The 15100-nt window shown below is 39.3% G+C and carries 10 protein-coding genes and 3 tRNA genes; 9 read left to right on the top strand and 4 right to left on the bottom strand.

Translation table 11 applies throughout. The annotated features are described in order from the left end of the window. The first annotated feature begins 15 nt into the window (after window positions 1–15). A complete protein-coding gene (gene putA / locus ACY3ZI_RS07545; RefSeq protein ID WP_036951526.1) occupies window positions 16–4014 on the top strand; it encodes a trifunctional transcriptional regulator/proline dehydrogenase/L-glutamate gamma-semialdehyde dehydrogenase in 3999 nt (1332 codons plus the stop codon). Between the two features lie 378 nt (window positions 4015–4392). On the opposite strand, the gene fliZ is transcribed toward putA, so the two are convergent. Next, entirely contained in the window at window positions 4393–4905 is a 513-nt protein-coding gene (gene fliZ, locus ACY3ZI_RS07540) for a flagella biosynthesis regulatory protein FliZ (protein WP_036951530.1), read from the bottom strand. Between the two features lie 1024 nt (window positions 4906–5929). Between fliZ and ACY3ZI_RS07535 the strand changes: the two genes are divergently transcribed. Beyond that, window positions 5930–6241 carry a DUF5339 domain-containing protein gene (locus tag ACY3ZI_RS07535; RefSeq protein WP_006657479.1) on the top strand — a complete coding sequence of 104 codons (312 nt, stop codon included), beginning with the start codon at window positions 5930–5932 and terminating at the stop codon, window positions 6239–6241. A gap of 83 nt (window positions 6242–6324) precedes the next feature. Here ACY3ZI_RS07535 and mgtA read toward each other — a convergent pair whose 3' ends face one another. The 3 genes from mgtA to cspE form a co-directional block, all read right to left on the bottom strand. Then, window positions 6325–9027, bottom strand: coding sequence for a magnesium-translocating P-type ATPase (mgtA, locus tag ACY3ZI_RS07530; RefSeq protein WP_487376838.1), 2703 nt, complete (start codon window positions 9025–9027; stop codon window positions 6325–6327). 146 nt (window positions 9028–9173) lie between these two features. Continuing rightward, window positions 9174–9872: an MgtC family protein gene (locus ACY3ZI_RS07525; RefSeq protein ID WP_036951537.1), complete on the bottom strand. Its 699-nt coding sequence runs from the start codon at window positions 9870–9872 to the stop codon at window positions 9174–9176. A gap of 484 nt (window positions 9873–10356) precedes the next feature. Beyond that, window positions 10357–10569, bottom strand: a complete 213-nt coding sequence (cspE, locus tag ACY3ZI_RS07520) for a transcription antiterminator/RNA stability regulator CspE (RefSeq protein ID WP_004909801.1) — start codon at window positions 10567–10569, stop codon at window positions 10357–10359. A 480-nt stretch (window positions 10570–11049) separates the two neighbouring features. On the opposite strand from cspE, the gene ACY3ZI_RS07515 reads away from it, so the two are divergent. The 7 genes from ACY3ZI_RS07515 (at window position 11050) to ACY3ZI_RS07485 (ending at window position 15095) form a co-directional block, all read left to right on the top strand. Continuing rightward, window positions 11050–11553 (top strand): YlaC family protein, encoded by a 504-nt coding sequence (locus ACY3ZI_RS07515; protein WP_036951540.1) that lies wholly within the window; start codon window positions 11050–11052, stop codon window positions 11551–11553. A 136-nt stretch (window positions 11554–11689) separates the two neighbouring features. Then, window positions 11690–11765, top strand: a tRNA-Asn gene (locus ACY3ZI_RS07510). Window positions 11766–12092: 327 nt separating this feature from the next. Further along, window positions 12093–12168 (top strand) — tRNA-Asn (locus ACY3ZI_RS07505). Between the two features lie 306 nt (window positions 12169–12474). Beyond that, window positions 12475–12550, top strand: a tRNA-Asn gene (locus ACY3ZI_RS07500). A 190-nt stretch (window positions 12551–12740) separates the two neighbouring features. Then, window positions 12741–13787, top strand: coding sequence for a dihydroorotase (gene pyrC / locus ACY3ZI_RS07495; protein WP_132494627.1), 1047 nt, complete (start codon window positions 12741–12743; stop codon window positions 13785–13787). Window positions 13788–14006: 219 nt separating this feature from the next. After that, a complete protein-coding gene (gene bssS / locus ACY3ZI_RS07490) occupies window positions 14007–14261 on the top strand; it encodes a biofilm formation regulator BssS (RefSeq protein ID WP_211885188.1) in 255 nt (84 codons plus the stop codon). Between the two features lie 240 nt (window positions 14262–14501). Continuing rightward, window positions 14502–15095: a LuxR C-terminal-related transcriptional regulator gene (locus tag ACY3ZI_RS07485; RefSeq protein WP_036951544.1), complete on the top strand. Its 594-nt coding sequence runs from the start codon at window positions 14502–14504 to the stop codon at window positions 15093–15095. Window positions 15096–15100 lie beyond the last annotated feature (5 nt).

Genomic DNA, 15100 nt, shown 5'->3' with positions numbered 1-15100 from the left:
AAGGAAGGAATTAAGATGAGTAGCACAACAACTATGGGTGTGAGACTTGATGAAGAAACTCGTGACCGCATTAAAGCCGCCGCTCAACGTCTTGATCGCACATCCCATTGGCTTATTAAACAAGCTATATATAATTATTTAGAGCAACTCGATAACAACCAAATTATACCTGAATTATCAACGGTTTTGGATACAAAAGATCAGCATTCTGGTGATGAAATTTCATCCCCTGAGACCCTTTATCAGCCATTCCTTGAGTTCGCTGAGCATATTTTACCCCAATCCGTAAAACGCTCCGCAATTACATCAGCGTACCGCATTCCTGAAACTCAAGCCGTACCTATGCTTTTACAACAAGCTGAGCTGCCTCCTGAGCAAGCTGATGCGGCTCATAAATTGGCTTACTCCATTGCAGAAAAACTGCGTAATCAAAAAAATGGGGTTGGTCGTTCAGGCTTAGTTCAAGGGTTATTACAAGAATTTTCGCTGTCTTCTCAAGAAGGTGTGGCATTAATGTGCCTTGCCGAAGCGCTATTACGTATTCCAGATAAAGCCACTCGCGACGCGTTGATCCGAGACAAAATCAGTACGGGTAACTGGCAATCTCATGTTGGTCAAAGCAGCTCGATGTTCGTCAATGCGGCAACATGGGGGCTTTTATTTACAGGTAAATTAGTCTCGACCCACAATGAAGCCAAATTATCGACATCGTTAAATCGTATTATCAGTAAAAGTGGTGAGCCGCTAGTACGAAAAGGTGTGGATATGGCAATGCGCTTAATGGGTGAACAATTTGTCACCGGCGAAACCATCGCCCAAGCCCTTGCCAACGCACGTAAATTGGAAGACAAAGGTTTCCGCTACTCCTACGATATGCTGGGTGAAGCCGCTTTAACCGAGAAAGATGCCCAAGATTATATGGTCTCTTACCAACAAGCGATCCACGCAATTGGTAAAGCATCGAATGGACGCGGTATCTATGAAGGACCGGGTATTTCCATCAAATTATCGGCACTACATCCGCGTTATAGCCGCGCGCAATACGATCGCGTGATGGAAGAACTGTATCCGCGCTTACTTTCTTTAGTCTTGCAAGCTCACCAATACGATGTTGGTATCAATATTGATGCTGAAGAAGCAGATCGCTTAGAAATTTCGTTAGATTTACTCGAAAAATTGTGTTTTGAGCCGAAATTAGCAGGCTGGAACGGTATTGGTTTTGTCATTCAGGCTTACCAAAAACGCTGCCCATTTGTTATCGACTCAATTATTAATTTAGCCGAACGCAGCCAACGACGCCTGATGATCCGTCTCGTAAAAGGCGCTTATTGGGATAGCGAAATTAAACGTGCGCAAATTGATGGCTTAGAAGGTTATCCAGTTTATACACGCAAAGTGTATACCGACGTTTCTTATATCGCTTGTGCTCGTAAATTACTGTCTGTACCTAATTTAATTTACCCACAATTTGCGACGCATAACGCACACACATTATCAGCTATCTACCAAATTGCAGGTAAAAACTACTACCCTGGTCAATATGAGTTCCAATGCTTACATGGCATGGGTGAACCATTATATGAACAAGTCGTTGGTAAAGTGGCTGACGGTAAACTGAACCGACCATGCCGTATTTATGCTCCAGTAGGTACCCACGAAACCTTATTAGCTTACTTAGTACGCCGTCTCTTAGAGAACGGGGCAAATACTTCGTTTGTTAACCGAATTGCGGATGCCACGATCCCATTAGATGAATTGGTTGCTGATCCGGTTAAAGATGTTCGTGAATTGTCTAAAACTGAAGGGCAAATTGGCTTACCACACCCTAAAATTCCATTACCGCGCGACCTATATGGAACCCGTCGTGTTAACTCAATGGGCTTAGATTTATCTAACGAACACCGCTTAGCATCACTCTCGAGCGCATTACTCAATGCCGCGGCACAAGAAAAAATCGCGGAACCACTGCTGGGTGGTGAATTTGTGACACAACAAGCGCTACCTGAAGCTGTCGCAATTATCAACCCAGCCTGTCATCGTGATATCGTTGGTAAAGTACGCGAAGCCAGTGAACAAGAAGCTGAACATGCGCTGAATATCGCCACTGATGCTGGCGCGATTTGGTTTGCAACGCCACCATCTGAACGTGCAGCTATCCTGTTACGTGCAGCTGACATTATGGAACAACAATTGCAGCCATTATTGGATGTGCTGGTGCGTGAAGCTGGGAAAACTTACGCGAATGCGATTGCTGAAGTGCGTGAAGCGGTTGATTTCTTAAACTATTATGCAACTCAAGTTCGTGAAGATTTTGATAATAACACTCACCGCCCTCTTGGCCCTGTTGTTTGTATCAGCCCATGGAACTTCCCATTAGCCATTTTCTCAGGACAAATCGCAGCGGCATTAGCCGCAGGCAACACTGTGCTGGCTAAACCGGCGGAACAAACACCATTAATTGGTGCTATCGCAGTTTCCATCATGCACCAAGCGGGAATTCCTCGTGATGTCTTGCAATTCTTACCGGGTAAAGGTGAAACTATCGGAGCGAAATTGGTAGGAGATCAGCGCGTTCGTGGCGTGATGTTCACAGGCTCAACCGAAGTAGCTGGTTTATTGCAGCGCAATATTGCAGGTCGCTTAGATGCTCAAGGTCGCCCGACGCCACTGATTGCAGAAACTGGTGGATTGAATGCGATGATTGTTGATTCTTCCGCTCTCACAGAGCAAGTCGTCACCGATGTCGTCGCCTCTGCATTTGATAGTGCCGGTCAACGCTGCTCTGCATTGCGTATTCTTTGTGTTCAAGAAGATGTCGCTGACCGAACAATTCGTATGTTAAAAGGTGCGATGGAAGAGTGCCGAATGGGTAATCCTGAACACATCTCCACCGATATTGGTCCTGTTATTGATAGTGAAGCCAAAGAGAATATTGACCAACATATTCAACAAATGCGCAGTAAAGGCAAAATCGTTTTCCAAGCCGTCTATGCCGATAGCCAAGATCAGCAAGAACAGGCAGAAGGGACCTACGTTAAGCCAACGCTGATTGAGTTAGATAATATTGGTGAGTTGAAGAAAGAAATTTTCGGACCAGTTCTGCATGTTGTTCGTTTCAAACGTGATGAGTTAGAGCAATTAGTTGACCAAATCAATGCGGCTGGTTATGGATTAACATTAGGTGTTCATACTCGCATTGATGAAACCATCAACCAAGTGGTCGCTAAAGCGAAAGTGGGCAACTTATATGTTAACCGTAATATGGTCGGTGCTGTTGTCGGAGTGCAACCATTTGGTGGTGAAGGACTTTCAGGTACAGGACCTAAAGCCGGTGGACCGCTTTATCTCTACCGTTTATTAAGCGAGCGTCCTGAGAATGCAGTTTGCCAAACACTGGAGCAGCAAGACAGCCATTTACCTATGGATGCAAGTGCTCGCGCTGAGTTACTCGCACCATTTGAAGCATTCTCTGCATGGGTACAAAAACAGAAAACGGATGTTGAGCAATCCATAATTGAACAATCTACAGTTGAACAATTTGCGCGTTTAACGCAAGCCGGTACAACACGTTTATTACCAGGACCAACAGGTGAAAAGAACACCTACACCTTACGTCCACGCGGCACTATTTTATGCCTTAGCGATAATGAGCGTGATTGTTTGACTCAATTATCTGCTGTGCTCGCAAGTGGTTGTCAAACATTGTGGGAAAATAGCGAACTGCACCAGAAGCTATTTAAATCACTGCCAGAAAAAGTTCGCAAAACTATCTCATTCACCAAAGATTGGCAAAACACAGTGGAGCCAATTGAAGGTGTGATTTATCACGGAGATTGCGATCAGCTCAAACACGTTTGCGAAGCGATTGCCAAACGTAAAGGACCGATTATTTCTGTTCAAGGCTTTGAGCGTGGTGAAACTAACTTGCTCATTGAACGCTTAGTACATGAACGTTCTTTAAGTGTGAATACTGCCGCAGCGGGTGGTAATGCAAGCTTAATGACTATCGGATAATAGGCAAAAGCCTGAGTTTTTCAGTCCAGTTAATATAGGCTGATTGACTCAGGCTCTCTCTTAGCAATAACCCCTTGGGTTACATTCATAATATTCTATTCCTTTATCATTAAATCCGAATATCCACTTACTTTTTGTTTTTTGCCATTCTTATTTATCTATAAATTTAATTAAATAGTTCCCATTAATTTTTATTATTATATATTAAGTATTAGCTATAACAGTTGATTACGTTTAATTCTAAATCTGTTCAATTTATGTCATTTATACTGACTATTATTCAAAAAATAAAAAAGGTGCCCTATTGGACACCTATTTGCCTATTTTAGTATTAAAAATAATCGTATAACCAACTATTTTTATTAACTTAAAATATTATTAGTTTTTTTCTGACTGCCAGCTTAAATACTGCTCATATTTACGTAGTGCAATATTGTAGTTGCTAAATGCTGAATCAGTCATTTTATCGCTCAACTGTTCTTGAACTCTACTTGCGGTAAAATCTTTCATTGAAAAGTTAGAGGATGACAGCAGTTCATCTAAGCGGCGCAGACGAACAACGTACTCGCGGACGGTGCTATGACTCATTTCTGTCTGTAAGAACAAATACTGTTTAAAAGACATAATATCGAAATAGTCTGTATTGCTATTACAGAAAATTTCACTACAAAAACGACAAAGTGCTGTAAATTGCCCTTGAAGTTCGCCCCAAGCCGCTTCATCAACCAAATCGGTCATGTCAGCGATAGCTTCTTTATTCAAGATACCATCGTTGAAAACGAGGGAGATACGATCAAGAGTTTTATTACAGTGTGCACAATGAGTTTGGCTGTGTTTAAAATCTTTAATATAACGACTCAACGGCCGTTTCTTTACAATAGAAGCAGACATAATGGTAAAGCCCTGTGTGTAATTATAAAAATAAAAAGTAACAAGATAAATCCGGTTACATACATACCATGCCCATAGCATTAATGATTGTCTGCTATGTTGCATATCGAGATAAGCGTAATTGCCTTATCTCATTTTCTTACTTTCCCTTTGTAAGGTGGATCCTTCTGGGAATGTAATGTAAGAAAATTTATTTCCCTTTGTCCGAAGCATTCTAACCTGTCTAAAACACTTTGGCGAATTTCTTATGAGAGTAATTTTGCATGTAAATTTGACCTAGCGTCAACCTAACGAACCTAATCGTTGTTAACCTAAATAGCAAAGTTTTATCACTTAAAGAACCAAGATTCGAAAGGAGACACCCCTTGGAGGCAGAGACTTTACCTGATAACCCCCTAAAGGTTCAAAGGAAATTTAATTTAAAAATCAATATTATATAGTGAAAAGCATTTTATTGATAAATTTGTGATACAGCTCACTTTTCACTTCTATAATCGCATTTTAAATGTACAGCCATTAATTCTATAAATATTCGATAATTCAGTTTTATAAGTGAGATGTAAATTATTTTTTACACTAATTCTTAATTTTAATTATTTTTACTGTATATGAAAAAAAGTTATTAGTGTCATTAGAAAAGTTATAAGGAGTTTAATTTTCTCCTATTATATACAATTTTTAGTTACTTCTACTTAACGTATTTTTTACAAAACGGTTTACTACTCGCTAAGTATTTTATGCGGTTATTCTTATTTCATGAATAAGAGAGCTCAGTATCAATTACGTATTTATACTAATTAATAATAGTCATTCTTATTTTTTCATACGTCATAAAAAGCTAGCATAAAGCACGATAGATAATTATCGCTACAAAAGTCATCTATAAAGTATAACTATTTATATTAAAGATTAACCATTTGAATTAATTATTAATTTCCTTTTTAGGATTTGTTACATTGATAAAAGAAGATCCTCTTATATACTTAATTTGCTTTATATATAAATAATTTTAATAAGGTTGATTATGAAAAAGATGATTTTAGCTTGTGGACTGGGTTTATTGGCATTGACAATCACTGCGTGTTCAGAAGAAGAGAAAAAAGGTCAAGTTGCTGGTGCAACTGAAACTTGTAACGCTTACTTCGCTGAAGTTGATAGCTTAATTGCTAAAGCTTCTGAGAACCCACAAGCCAAAGCTCAATTAGATGCGATGAAAGGTCAGTTAGAAGAAGGTAAAAAGCAAGTTGCCGCTTTACCTAAAGACCAACAAGATCAAGCTTGCCAGCAAGGCATTGATGCAATGAAACAAATGAAAACAGCTTTAGGTCTGCAATAATCTTTCCTACTCTGTTAAAAAAAGAGCCTATATGGCTCTTTTTTTATTGTACTGTTTTACTAAAGTAACGTGACTCGATCAGGCTATAACCAAGTTCCAAAGCGTTTAATATAAATGTGCTTCATACCTTGCGCGACAAAACAATAACTCACTAATGTCAGCACTAACCAAGGGAAATATTCCATTGGCAAAGGCTGCAAGCCAATCATCGAACCAAATGATGAGAACGGAATATAAAGCCCAAGAGCCATGATAATTCCCGTTGTCAGTAACACGGGTAATGCAGCCGTGCTTTGAATAAATGGAATTTTTTGTGTCCGTAGCATATGAACAACCAACGTTTGTGACAGTAATCCCTCAACAAACCAACCCGATTGGAATAGCGCTTCATGGGCAATACTATTGGCTTGGAATACATACCACATTAATGCAAATGTCGTGATATCAAAAATGGACGATGTTGGACCAATCCAAATCATAAATCGCCCAATATTTTTCGCATCCCATTTACGTGGACGTTTTAAAAACTCTTTGTCCATTTTGTCCCAAGGTAATGCTAATTGGGACATATCGTACAGCAAGTTTTGAACCAGTAAATGAATAGCTAGCATCGGTAAGAACGGAATAAATGCACTCGCAATAAGAACAGAAAATACATTTCCAAAGTTAGAGCTAGCGGTCATATTTAAATACTTAATAATATTCCCAAACGTTTCTCTTCCTTTGATAACGCCTTGCTCTAATACCATCAAATCCTTTTCTAACAGAATGATATCCGCAGACTCTTTTGCGATATCGGTACCCGTATCTACAGATATTCCTACATCAGCATCCCGTAAAGCGGGTGCATCATTGATCCCATCCCCTAGGAAACCGACAGTATGTCCATTTGCTTGCAGTAGTTTTAGGATCCGAGATTTTTGTAGTGGGGTTAATTTGCAGAAAACGGAAACTTGCTCAACTTTCGTTTTCAGCTCATCATCGCTCATTGCCTCGACTTCAAGACCAGTCATTATCTCATCGATATTTAAACCTACATCATGGCAAATTTTTTCAGTGATCACGGCATTATCACCCGTAAGCACTTTGACCATCACGCCATTTTCTCTTAGTGCAGCAATAGCCGAAATTGCACTCTCTTTTGCAGGGTCTAAAAATGTAAGAATACCTTGTAACTCGAGTTGTTGTTCTGCTTGAGCCGATAACGGTAACAAAGCTTCAGCATCATTCAATGAACGCGTTGCCAGCAGTAATACCCGGAACCCCTGCTTATTATAGTCACTGACCAGCTCCGCAATCCTAGCTTTAGCTTGGTCATCCAATAAGACGGAGTGTCCATCTTGCTGATAACTATGACAAACAGCCAACATTTCTTCCGCTGCCCCTTTACAGATCAATAAAGCTTCACCTTCAGGGGTTTTTACTGTGACGGATAATTTTCGGCGAATAAAATCAAATGGTAGTTCATCAATTTTTTGATAAACCTTCAACTGCTCGACTTTATCATTGCCACGTCCACGTCGAATAATTGCCTGGTCCATCATATTTTTGGCACCACTTTGATGGAAACTATTCAACCACGCCAATTGCAAAATTCGGCTATCTTTTTGCCCATTACTGTCGAGATAATGCTCTAAAATGATGCGATCTTGCGTCAATGTTCCCGTTTTATCGGTACATAGCACATCCATTGCACCAAAGTTCTGAATAGCATTGAGCCGTTTAACAATAACCTTGTGCTTAGACATGGCTATCGCCCCTTTTGCAAGGTTTGAGCTCACTATCATCGGTAACATTTCAGGGGTTAATCCCACCGCAACAGCCAGTGAAAATAGTGTTGCCTCAAACCAATCACCTTTAGTGAATCCATTGATTAATAAGACAATAGGCACCATTACCAGCATAAAGCGGATTAGCAACCAACTCACACTATTCACACCGCGATCAAAAGCAGTTTGAGCTCGAGTTCCCACAATCGATTTGGCCAGCGAGCCTAAGTACGTTTTGCTCCCCGTTGCAACCACTATGCCCCTCGCCGTTCCACTCGTTACATTGGTGCCCATCAAACAGATATTGGAAATTTCAAGTAATTCATTTTCTGTCGGTGATGCGGGTTCCAAACTTTTTGCGGACACATTTGCGAGAGTGTCATATTTTTCAACCGGGATAGATTCCCCCGTTAAAATGGCTTGGCTGATAAATAGATCTCGAGATTCCACCAGTTTTAAATCCGCAGGAACCATGTCTCCAGCTGATAATAAAACGATATCCCCTGGCACTAAGCATTTGATTGGCACTTCCTTGCGAATAGAACGTCCGGTTCTATCATCACGGCGGAATACAGTAGCCGTGGTTCTTACCAAAGATTTCAAGGCTTCTGCCGCTTTATTGGTTCGATATTCTTGCCAAAAACGCAGCAATCCACTTAATACAACCATCGTGACAATGATAATAACGCCCGTTAAATCAGTCTCCTCACCTTGACGCTCAGGGATCACATAGTCAGTAAAGAAACTCACTATCGCGAGGATCATCAAAACAAAAATAAATGGATTTTTAAAAGAAGTGAGTAATTGCTTCCAAGCAGGAGGTGCTTTTTCATGAGCAACTTCATTTTCCCCCTCGGCGACTAAACGGTCGAGAGCCTCATTTTCAGACAACCCCAGAAGGTTAGTTTGATATTCATTGAGAACCTGCTCAATGTTTTTGCTCGCTTGTTCGCCAACAATGAATTTTTGGCGTGCAGGGGCTTTTGCGCCTTTGCGCTGATGCCTTATTTCAGTCATAACGTTATCTCAATAGAGTACAGTTGTACTTTTTAAACGCTATCTGACTGAAAATATTGTATTTTAGCCAGATAGCTCCTGTTTATATCTCCAAGACGGGGGGTGCTCGTCCATTTCGGCTCCTTTAATCAGTTAATTTTTAGCAATCAAGCGGGTAGCTCGGATGCCACTTTCCAATTGATAGCACTGACACTTTGCTCAAGACTAATCCGGCAAACCAATGCTTCTATCTCTTTTTGCTCGACTGGCGTGGCAAGAAACTCTGCACACACCTCCAACTGTTCTGGTTTCAATGTATCTGCACTACTCAATGACTGTAAGCGAATATGCAGGCCATTAATGGCTTGTAAAATCAACGTTCTAACAAGGATTTCATCACCTTGGTGACACATCACACGTATTTTATAACGCTGCTCAACATCCAATGCCTGCTGTTGCGGTTGGCGATTAATTTTTGCTGCGGCTTCTCGTAATAGAATATTTGCACATAGAATCAATAAAGTAGCTATTGTGGCAAGTGAGTACTGCCCTAACCCGCATAACACACCAATTCCGGCTGAACACCATAGTGTTGCGGCAGTATTCAGACCTCGAATATTCATGCCTTCACGCATGATCACTCCAGCACCTAAGAAGCCGATACCTGACACAATTTGTGCAGCAATTCGACCAGGGCTATCCGGTGAAGTTGTCACTGAACTCAAAATAAATACGGCTGCTCCCGTTGCAACCAATGCATTCGTACGCAATCCAGCCATTCTTTGACGCCATTGACGCTCTGCGCCAATTAATGCGCCAAGGCACATTGCAGATAAAAGATTTAATATATCCGGTGTGAAAAACATAATGATCCCTCCATCAAATAATGGATAACAATTAATGGGCAGAATAAAAAGCCCATGCCAAATTGCTGAATAAATAAATATTCAGTAATTAATGGCTATTGCCCGGAGGGAATAGAGAATAAATATAAACTTGCATGATACACACTCACTGCAACAGTGACTATTTCATTCGAAAAATGAAAAATTCTCATATAAATCAGGGAGTATGAGTGATAGAAACATCAGACACCGCCCGCCGTAGTGGCAAGCAGCTAATAGAAGAGATTATTAATTACTTGCCAATTAAATTAAGTTTTTATTACAACTCTGACTGTCCAAGTAATTTATCTCCAATAGGTTAATGTGAGCTGAGTATAGATGCGGCTAATTATTAAGTAAAGATTTAAATGTTAATTATTTTTACACTATATTTTTTTATTTTTCAGAAATGAAAAAGCCCGTCCTTAAAAAGGACGGGCTTTAGAAAATCAGTTAAGCAATTAGCTTAGATAGCAGTTACGTTAGCAGCTGCTGGGCCTTTTGCACCGTTTTCAATGGTGAATTCAACTTGCTGGCCTTCTGCCAGAGTTTTGAAACCATTGCCCTGAATGGCAGAGAAGTGGACGAAAACGTCTTTGCTACCATCAGCTGGAGTGATGAAACCGAAGCCTTTAGACTCGTTGAACCACTTAACTTGACCTTTCATTTTGTCGGACATTTGACTTTTCCTATATAACATCAAAAAAACTTGCCTTTTGGCATATATGGGCCAGAGTCAGCTATTTAATCAGGGAAACACCAAGATGAAGCGTCACGGTAAAAGGCTATCTGTGATAACTTTTTTCTTTAGAACACACTAACTCAGTAATCATACATCAAATAGGACTGCTAAACAGGCCGATGCACATTAACTCATGACTTTGAGATAATAGCAACTATTTTATACATTCAATCCTGAAAATATTGCTGTTTTTTCGATTCCGTCACTTTTAGGCGGAATTATGTTAACAAAAAAACTGCATTTTATTGATATTTTAAAGATTTCTTTTAAATAAAACCCTCTCTAAACCTCAAAAGTCGACAGGATTAATCCCATATGATGACAATCCAGTTAAATATTTTTTTTAACTGATATATAACAATTCATTCCCTCCGTGATACCCTCCTAGTATAGATATCTGACAGAGAGTCACTTACCATGGATATTATCAAACAAATACTTATAGATGATTTAGATGCCATTAATCAGCGTGAGCAACGTGATGGCAAACCTTACTTTAATAGCCAATTTCTCGCCAATCATCCTTATTTATGTATTGGCATGATTGCAGCCTATTTACCGCTTGCCGTGATCTTATGGTACGCACCCTACTTTGGTCCTTATTGGACACTTGGTATAACCCTCTTATTTATTATACTTGCTAGCGTTCTGTTATTTGACATTAAGCCTGTCTACCATTTCGAAGATATTGGCGTACTTGATTTGCGTGTTTGCTATAACGGTGAATGGTTTGTCACTGAAACCGTATCTGAGGACGCGTTAAATAAAATTCTTAATTCTCAGGAAGTCAGCTCAGCAATCAAGCAAGAAATTTCTCGTTTATTAGCATTAAAGGGCAACATCTCCTTTTACGATATTTATCATATTGCTTACCCTGAGGTTTCTTTGCCGACACAAGTTACTTTAGCCGCTCAAAATTAAAACATTATCAATAATATAGCGTAGTTTTTATTCGTAATGAGTAGTGATTGAGCAATTAGATTTAATTTCTATTTTTATCGTTGACAGGTCGAGGTGATATCGTTAATATTCGCCTCGTTCTCAGGAACAACCCAATTCCTCCATAGTTCAGTCGGTAGAACGGCGGACTGTTAATCCGTATGTCGCTGGTTCAAGTCCAGCTGGAGGAGCCAAATTTAAAAAGCCCGCTAAGATTAATTCTTGCGGGCTTTTTGCTTTCTAGCTGCTCTTCAACCTTTTCATTCTTGTTCACCCTATTTCCGGCTACTTTTACTTATTCCTGCCCTACTCATTAATAGAACAATCCTTATGACTTGCGCGCAGTTCAATTTTAACTGCACTGCTTGAAACAATGGTCAAATCCCTGAAACTCTACTAACAGGGAATAAATAATCACCAAATTGTTTACTTAACAACCTGTTGAACATTTTTTTTAATTTTATGCTTTACAACCGAGTACGGGGTGGGTAATATGCGCCTCGTTCTCAGGAACAATCAATTCCTCCATAGTTCAGTCGGTAGAACGGCGGACTGTTAATCCGTATGTCGCTGGTTCAAGTCCAGCTGGAGGAGCCAAATTTAAGAAGCCCGCTCAGGTTAATCCTAGCGGGCTTCTTGCTTTCTAATCCTGCCATTCTTATCTTTCCTGCAAATTCCTTATCAACGATAATTTTTACACATCAAACTTACTCTACAATCTTAATCACATCTTTTAACTGATTCTTTTTTCAGCTATTTTTTGTTCTCTTTCTTTTACATTCTATCAGTTAGATCAAAATTTTATCGATTCGCGCAGATAACAGGCAAACGAACTTATTTTATCATTTTCCCCTTTGACATTAGCGATTCAGGACGCTAATATCCTCTGCGTGTTAAGGGAGTTCCTCCATAGTTCAGTCGGTAGAACGGCGGACTGTTAATCCGTATGTCGCTGGTTCGAGTCCAGCTGGAGGAGCCAACTTAATCTTTCCTTTCTCTGTTTTATTCTGTTTAAATTCCTTTATTTTCCAGTATGTTAAAAAATCACAAAGAAAAATAATTTCTATATTAATTGTCCTTGATCATAGCTATTTAATCGTTTTCGTTTTATCATTCTTTCCCGGCTTGAGCATCTGCTCATCACTTCCCCCCTTATTGGAGCCGGTTTAATGACAACTGTAACTACCCTAACGATCCGCCGCCCTGATGATTGGCATGTTCATTTCCGCGATAATGAAATGTTAAATACAGTCGTGCCGTTCACAAGCCAATTTTTTGGTCGTGCCATTGTCATGCCTAACCTTGTACCCCCTGTTACCACGGTAGAAGCCGCAAGAGCGTATCGTGAGCGAATTAAACAAGCGGTACCTGCTGGGCACCAATTTACACCGCTAATGACCTGCTATTTAACTGACACAACTGATGCTGATGAACTCATTCGTGGTTTCAATGAAGGTGTATTTACGGCCTGCAAATTGTATCCCGCGAATGCCACAACAAACTCTAGCCATGGCGTGTCTGACATTAAAAAAATCTACCCTGTTCTTGCTGCCATGGAACAAGCTGGTATGCCATTACTCATTCATGGGGAAGTGACCGCCAGCCATATCGATATCTTCGACCGTGAGGCGCTGTTTATCGAACAAGTCATGCTGCCATTACGCGCTCAATTCCCTCAGTTAAAAGTAGTTTTTGAGCACATCACCACCAAAGAAGCTGCACAATATGTGTTAGAGGCTAACGAATTTACAGCGGCGACCTTAACACCACAGCATTTGATGTTTAACCGCAACCATATGTTAGTTGGTGGTGTACGACCGCATCTGTATTGCCTGCCGATTTTAAAACGTAATGTTCATCAAGAAGCATTACGCGCAGCTGTTGCTTCTGGTTGCGATCGCTTCTTCTTAGGTACTGATACTGCGCCGCATGTTCAATCCCGTAAAGAGGCATCCTGCGGCTGTGCAGGCGTATTTAACGCTCCAACCGCATTAGCTGCCTATGCAACCGTGTTCGAAGAATTAGGTGCTTTAGCGCATTTCGAAGCATTTTGTTCACTAAATGGACCTAAGTTTTATGGATTACCTGTCAATGAAGGTCACATTACACTGACAAAATCTGAGAATATAACCTGCGAATCTATTGCTTGTGGGACAGATAAATTAATCCCATTCTTAGCGGGTGAAGATTGTGGTTGGACTATCAAAGTAAGCTAATAACATTATGATGTGGAAAGGTTTTATCCTTTTCACATCTTCTTTTTAAAGAATCACCGGCTATTTTTTTAATTTTCACCAAAATTCACAAAAAAATAGTTTTACTACTACCATATTAAAAAAATCTTCTTATACTAGATATAGCTCGTTCTGAGTCACCTGCTCTTAGTCAGTAATAGATATTTACTATTTATCACGATGTTTGATTAGGAGGTCTAAATGAATAGAAAAAACGATGTAATCCAAACTCACCCTGTTGTTGGCTGGGATATCAGTACTGTCGATGCCTACGATGCGATGATGCTACGTTTACATTACCTCCCTGAACAGAACAATAGCCTGGATAGCGCAATAGTTGATAAAACCATGTGGCTGACAACCGATGTAGCCAAACAGCTGATTAATATTCTTCAGGCTGGAATTGATAAGATTGAGTCTGGCGAATATCTTGAATCTGATTTCAAAACTCATTAGCAGGTAAAAAGAATGGATATTTGTCTCATAACAAATATCCATTCACTATCATTTAACCACTCCAATTTACATCATTAATAAATGAAATTTTTCTGCTTATTATTAAAGATAAAATAGAAACTATAAATTATGAATTAATTGCAAATACAAGCGGTAATTTATTATTTTTATTATTACTTTATTGACTTCAATATCGATTCCAATTTATTGTAATACTCTTTTCGAACAAGGATGTTCCCTATGAGAATATTAGTTATTGATGAGTGTTATTATACCCGCCTTGGTATTACCGAATATTTATCTTCTAATAGAAAATTAAAGTTCATTAGTACAGGGTGCATTAATGAAGGGATTGAATATATCAATAAATACTCGCCCAGTATTGTTTTGGTAAATTTAACTTACTATTGCCATTACTCGAGTTATTGCCCAACGTTGAAAACTCTACTAAACAGAACCAGTAGCATTCGATTCTATATCTACATCAATGCCGCATATCCTTTAACAGATAAACCACTGTTATTAAAAGATAATTTTTTCATCATGTCAAAAAATATCATGACCCAAACATTGGATAAAGTTATCACTGATTCAGAACAAATAGAAAAAATAACTAAGCTTGCTAATAATAATGACTCATCCATCTTTACTATGAAAGAACAAAATATAATTAACAACTGGATGAATGAAACCCCTAATCATATTATCTCTAGAAAATTAGGCATAAGTAACAGCACCGTTTATTCACAAAAACGGCATATTACATCAAAAGTATTTGTTAAAAACAGAATTGAACTATTTTTTATTTATAATGTTTTTAAGTATCTTTATTAAAATAA

It is taken from the genome of Providencia sp. LY12 (assembly GCF_057621555.1).
Note: the sequence above shows the minus strand (reverse complement) of the source record. Positions and strands in the feature narration are given on the sequence as shown.

Excerpts from the sequence above, each read along its gene's own strand:
- putA (WP_036951526.1), top strand. The coding sequence starts at position 16 with ATGAGTAGCACAACAACTATGGGTGTGAGACTTGATGAAGAAACTCGT.
- fliZ (WP_036951530.1), bottom strand. The coding sequence starts at position 4,905 with ATGTCTGCTTCTATTGTAAAGAAACGGCCGTTGAGTCGTTATATTAAA.
- ACY3ZI_RS07535 (WP_006657479.1), top strand. The coding sequence starts at position 5,930 with ATGAAAAAGATGATTTTAGCTTGTGGACTGGGTTTATTGGCATTGACA.
- mgtA (WP_487376838.1), bottom strand. The coding sequence starts at position 9,027 with ATGACTGAAATAAGGCATCAGCGCAAAGGCGCAAAAGCCCCTGCACGC.
- ACY3ZI_RS07525 (WP_036951537.1), bottom strand. The coding sequence starts at position 9,872 with ATGTTTTTCACACCGGATATATTAAATCTTTTATCTGCAATGTGCCTT.
- cspE (WP_004909801.1), bottom strand. The coding sequence starts at position 10,569 with ATGTCCGACAAAATGAAAGGTCAAGTTAAGTGGTTCAACGAGTCTAAA.
- ACY3ZI_RS07515 (WP_036951540.1), top strand. The coding sequence starts at position 11,050 with ATGGATATTATCAAACAAATACTTATAGATGATTTAGATGCCATTAAT.
- pyrC (WP_132494627.1), top strand. The coding sequence starts at position 12,741 with ATGACAACTGTAACTACCCTAACGATCCGCCGCCCTGATGATTGGCAT.
- bssS (WP_211885188.1), top strand. The coding sequence starts at position 14,007 with ATGAATAGAAAAAACGATGTAATCCAAACTCACCCTGTTGTTGGCTGG.
- ACY3ZI_RS07485 (WP_036951544.1), top strand. The coding sequence starts at position 14,502 with ATGAGAATATTAGTTATTGATGAGTGTTATTATACCCGCCTTGGTATT.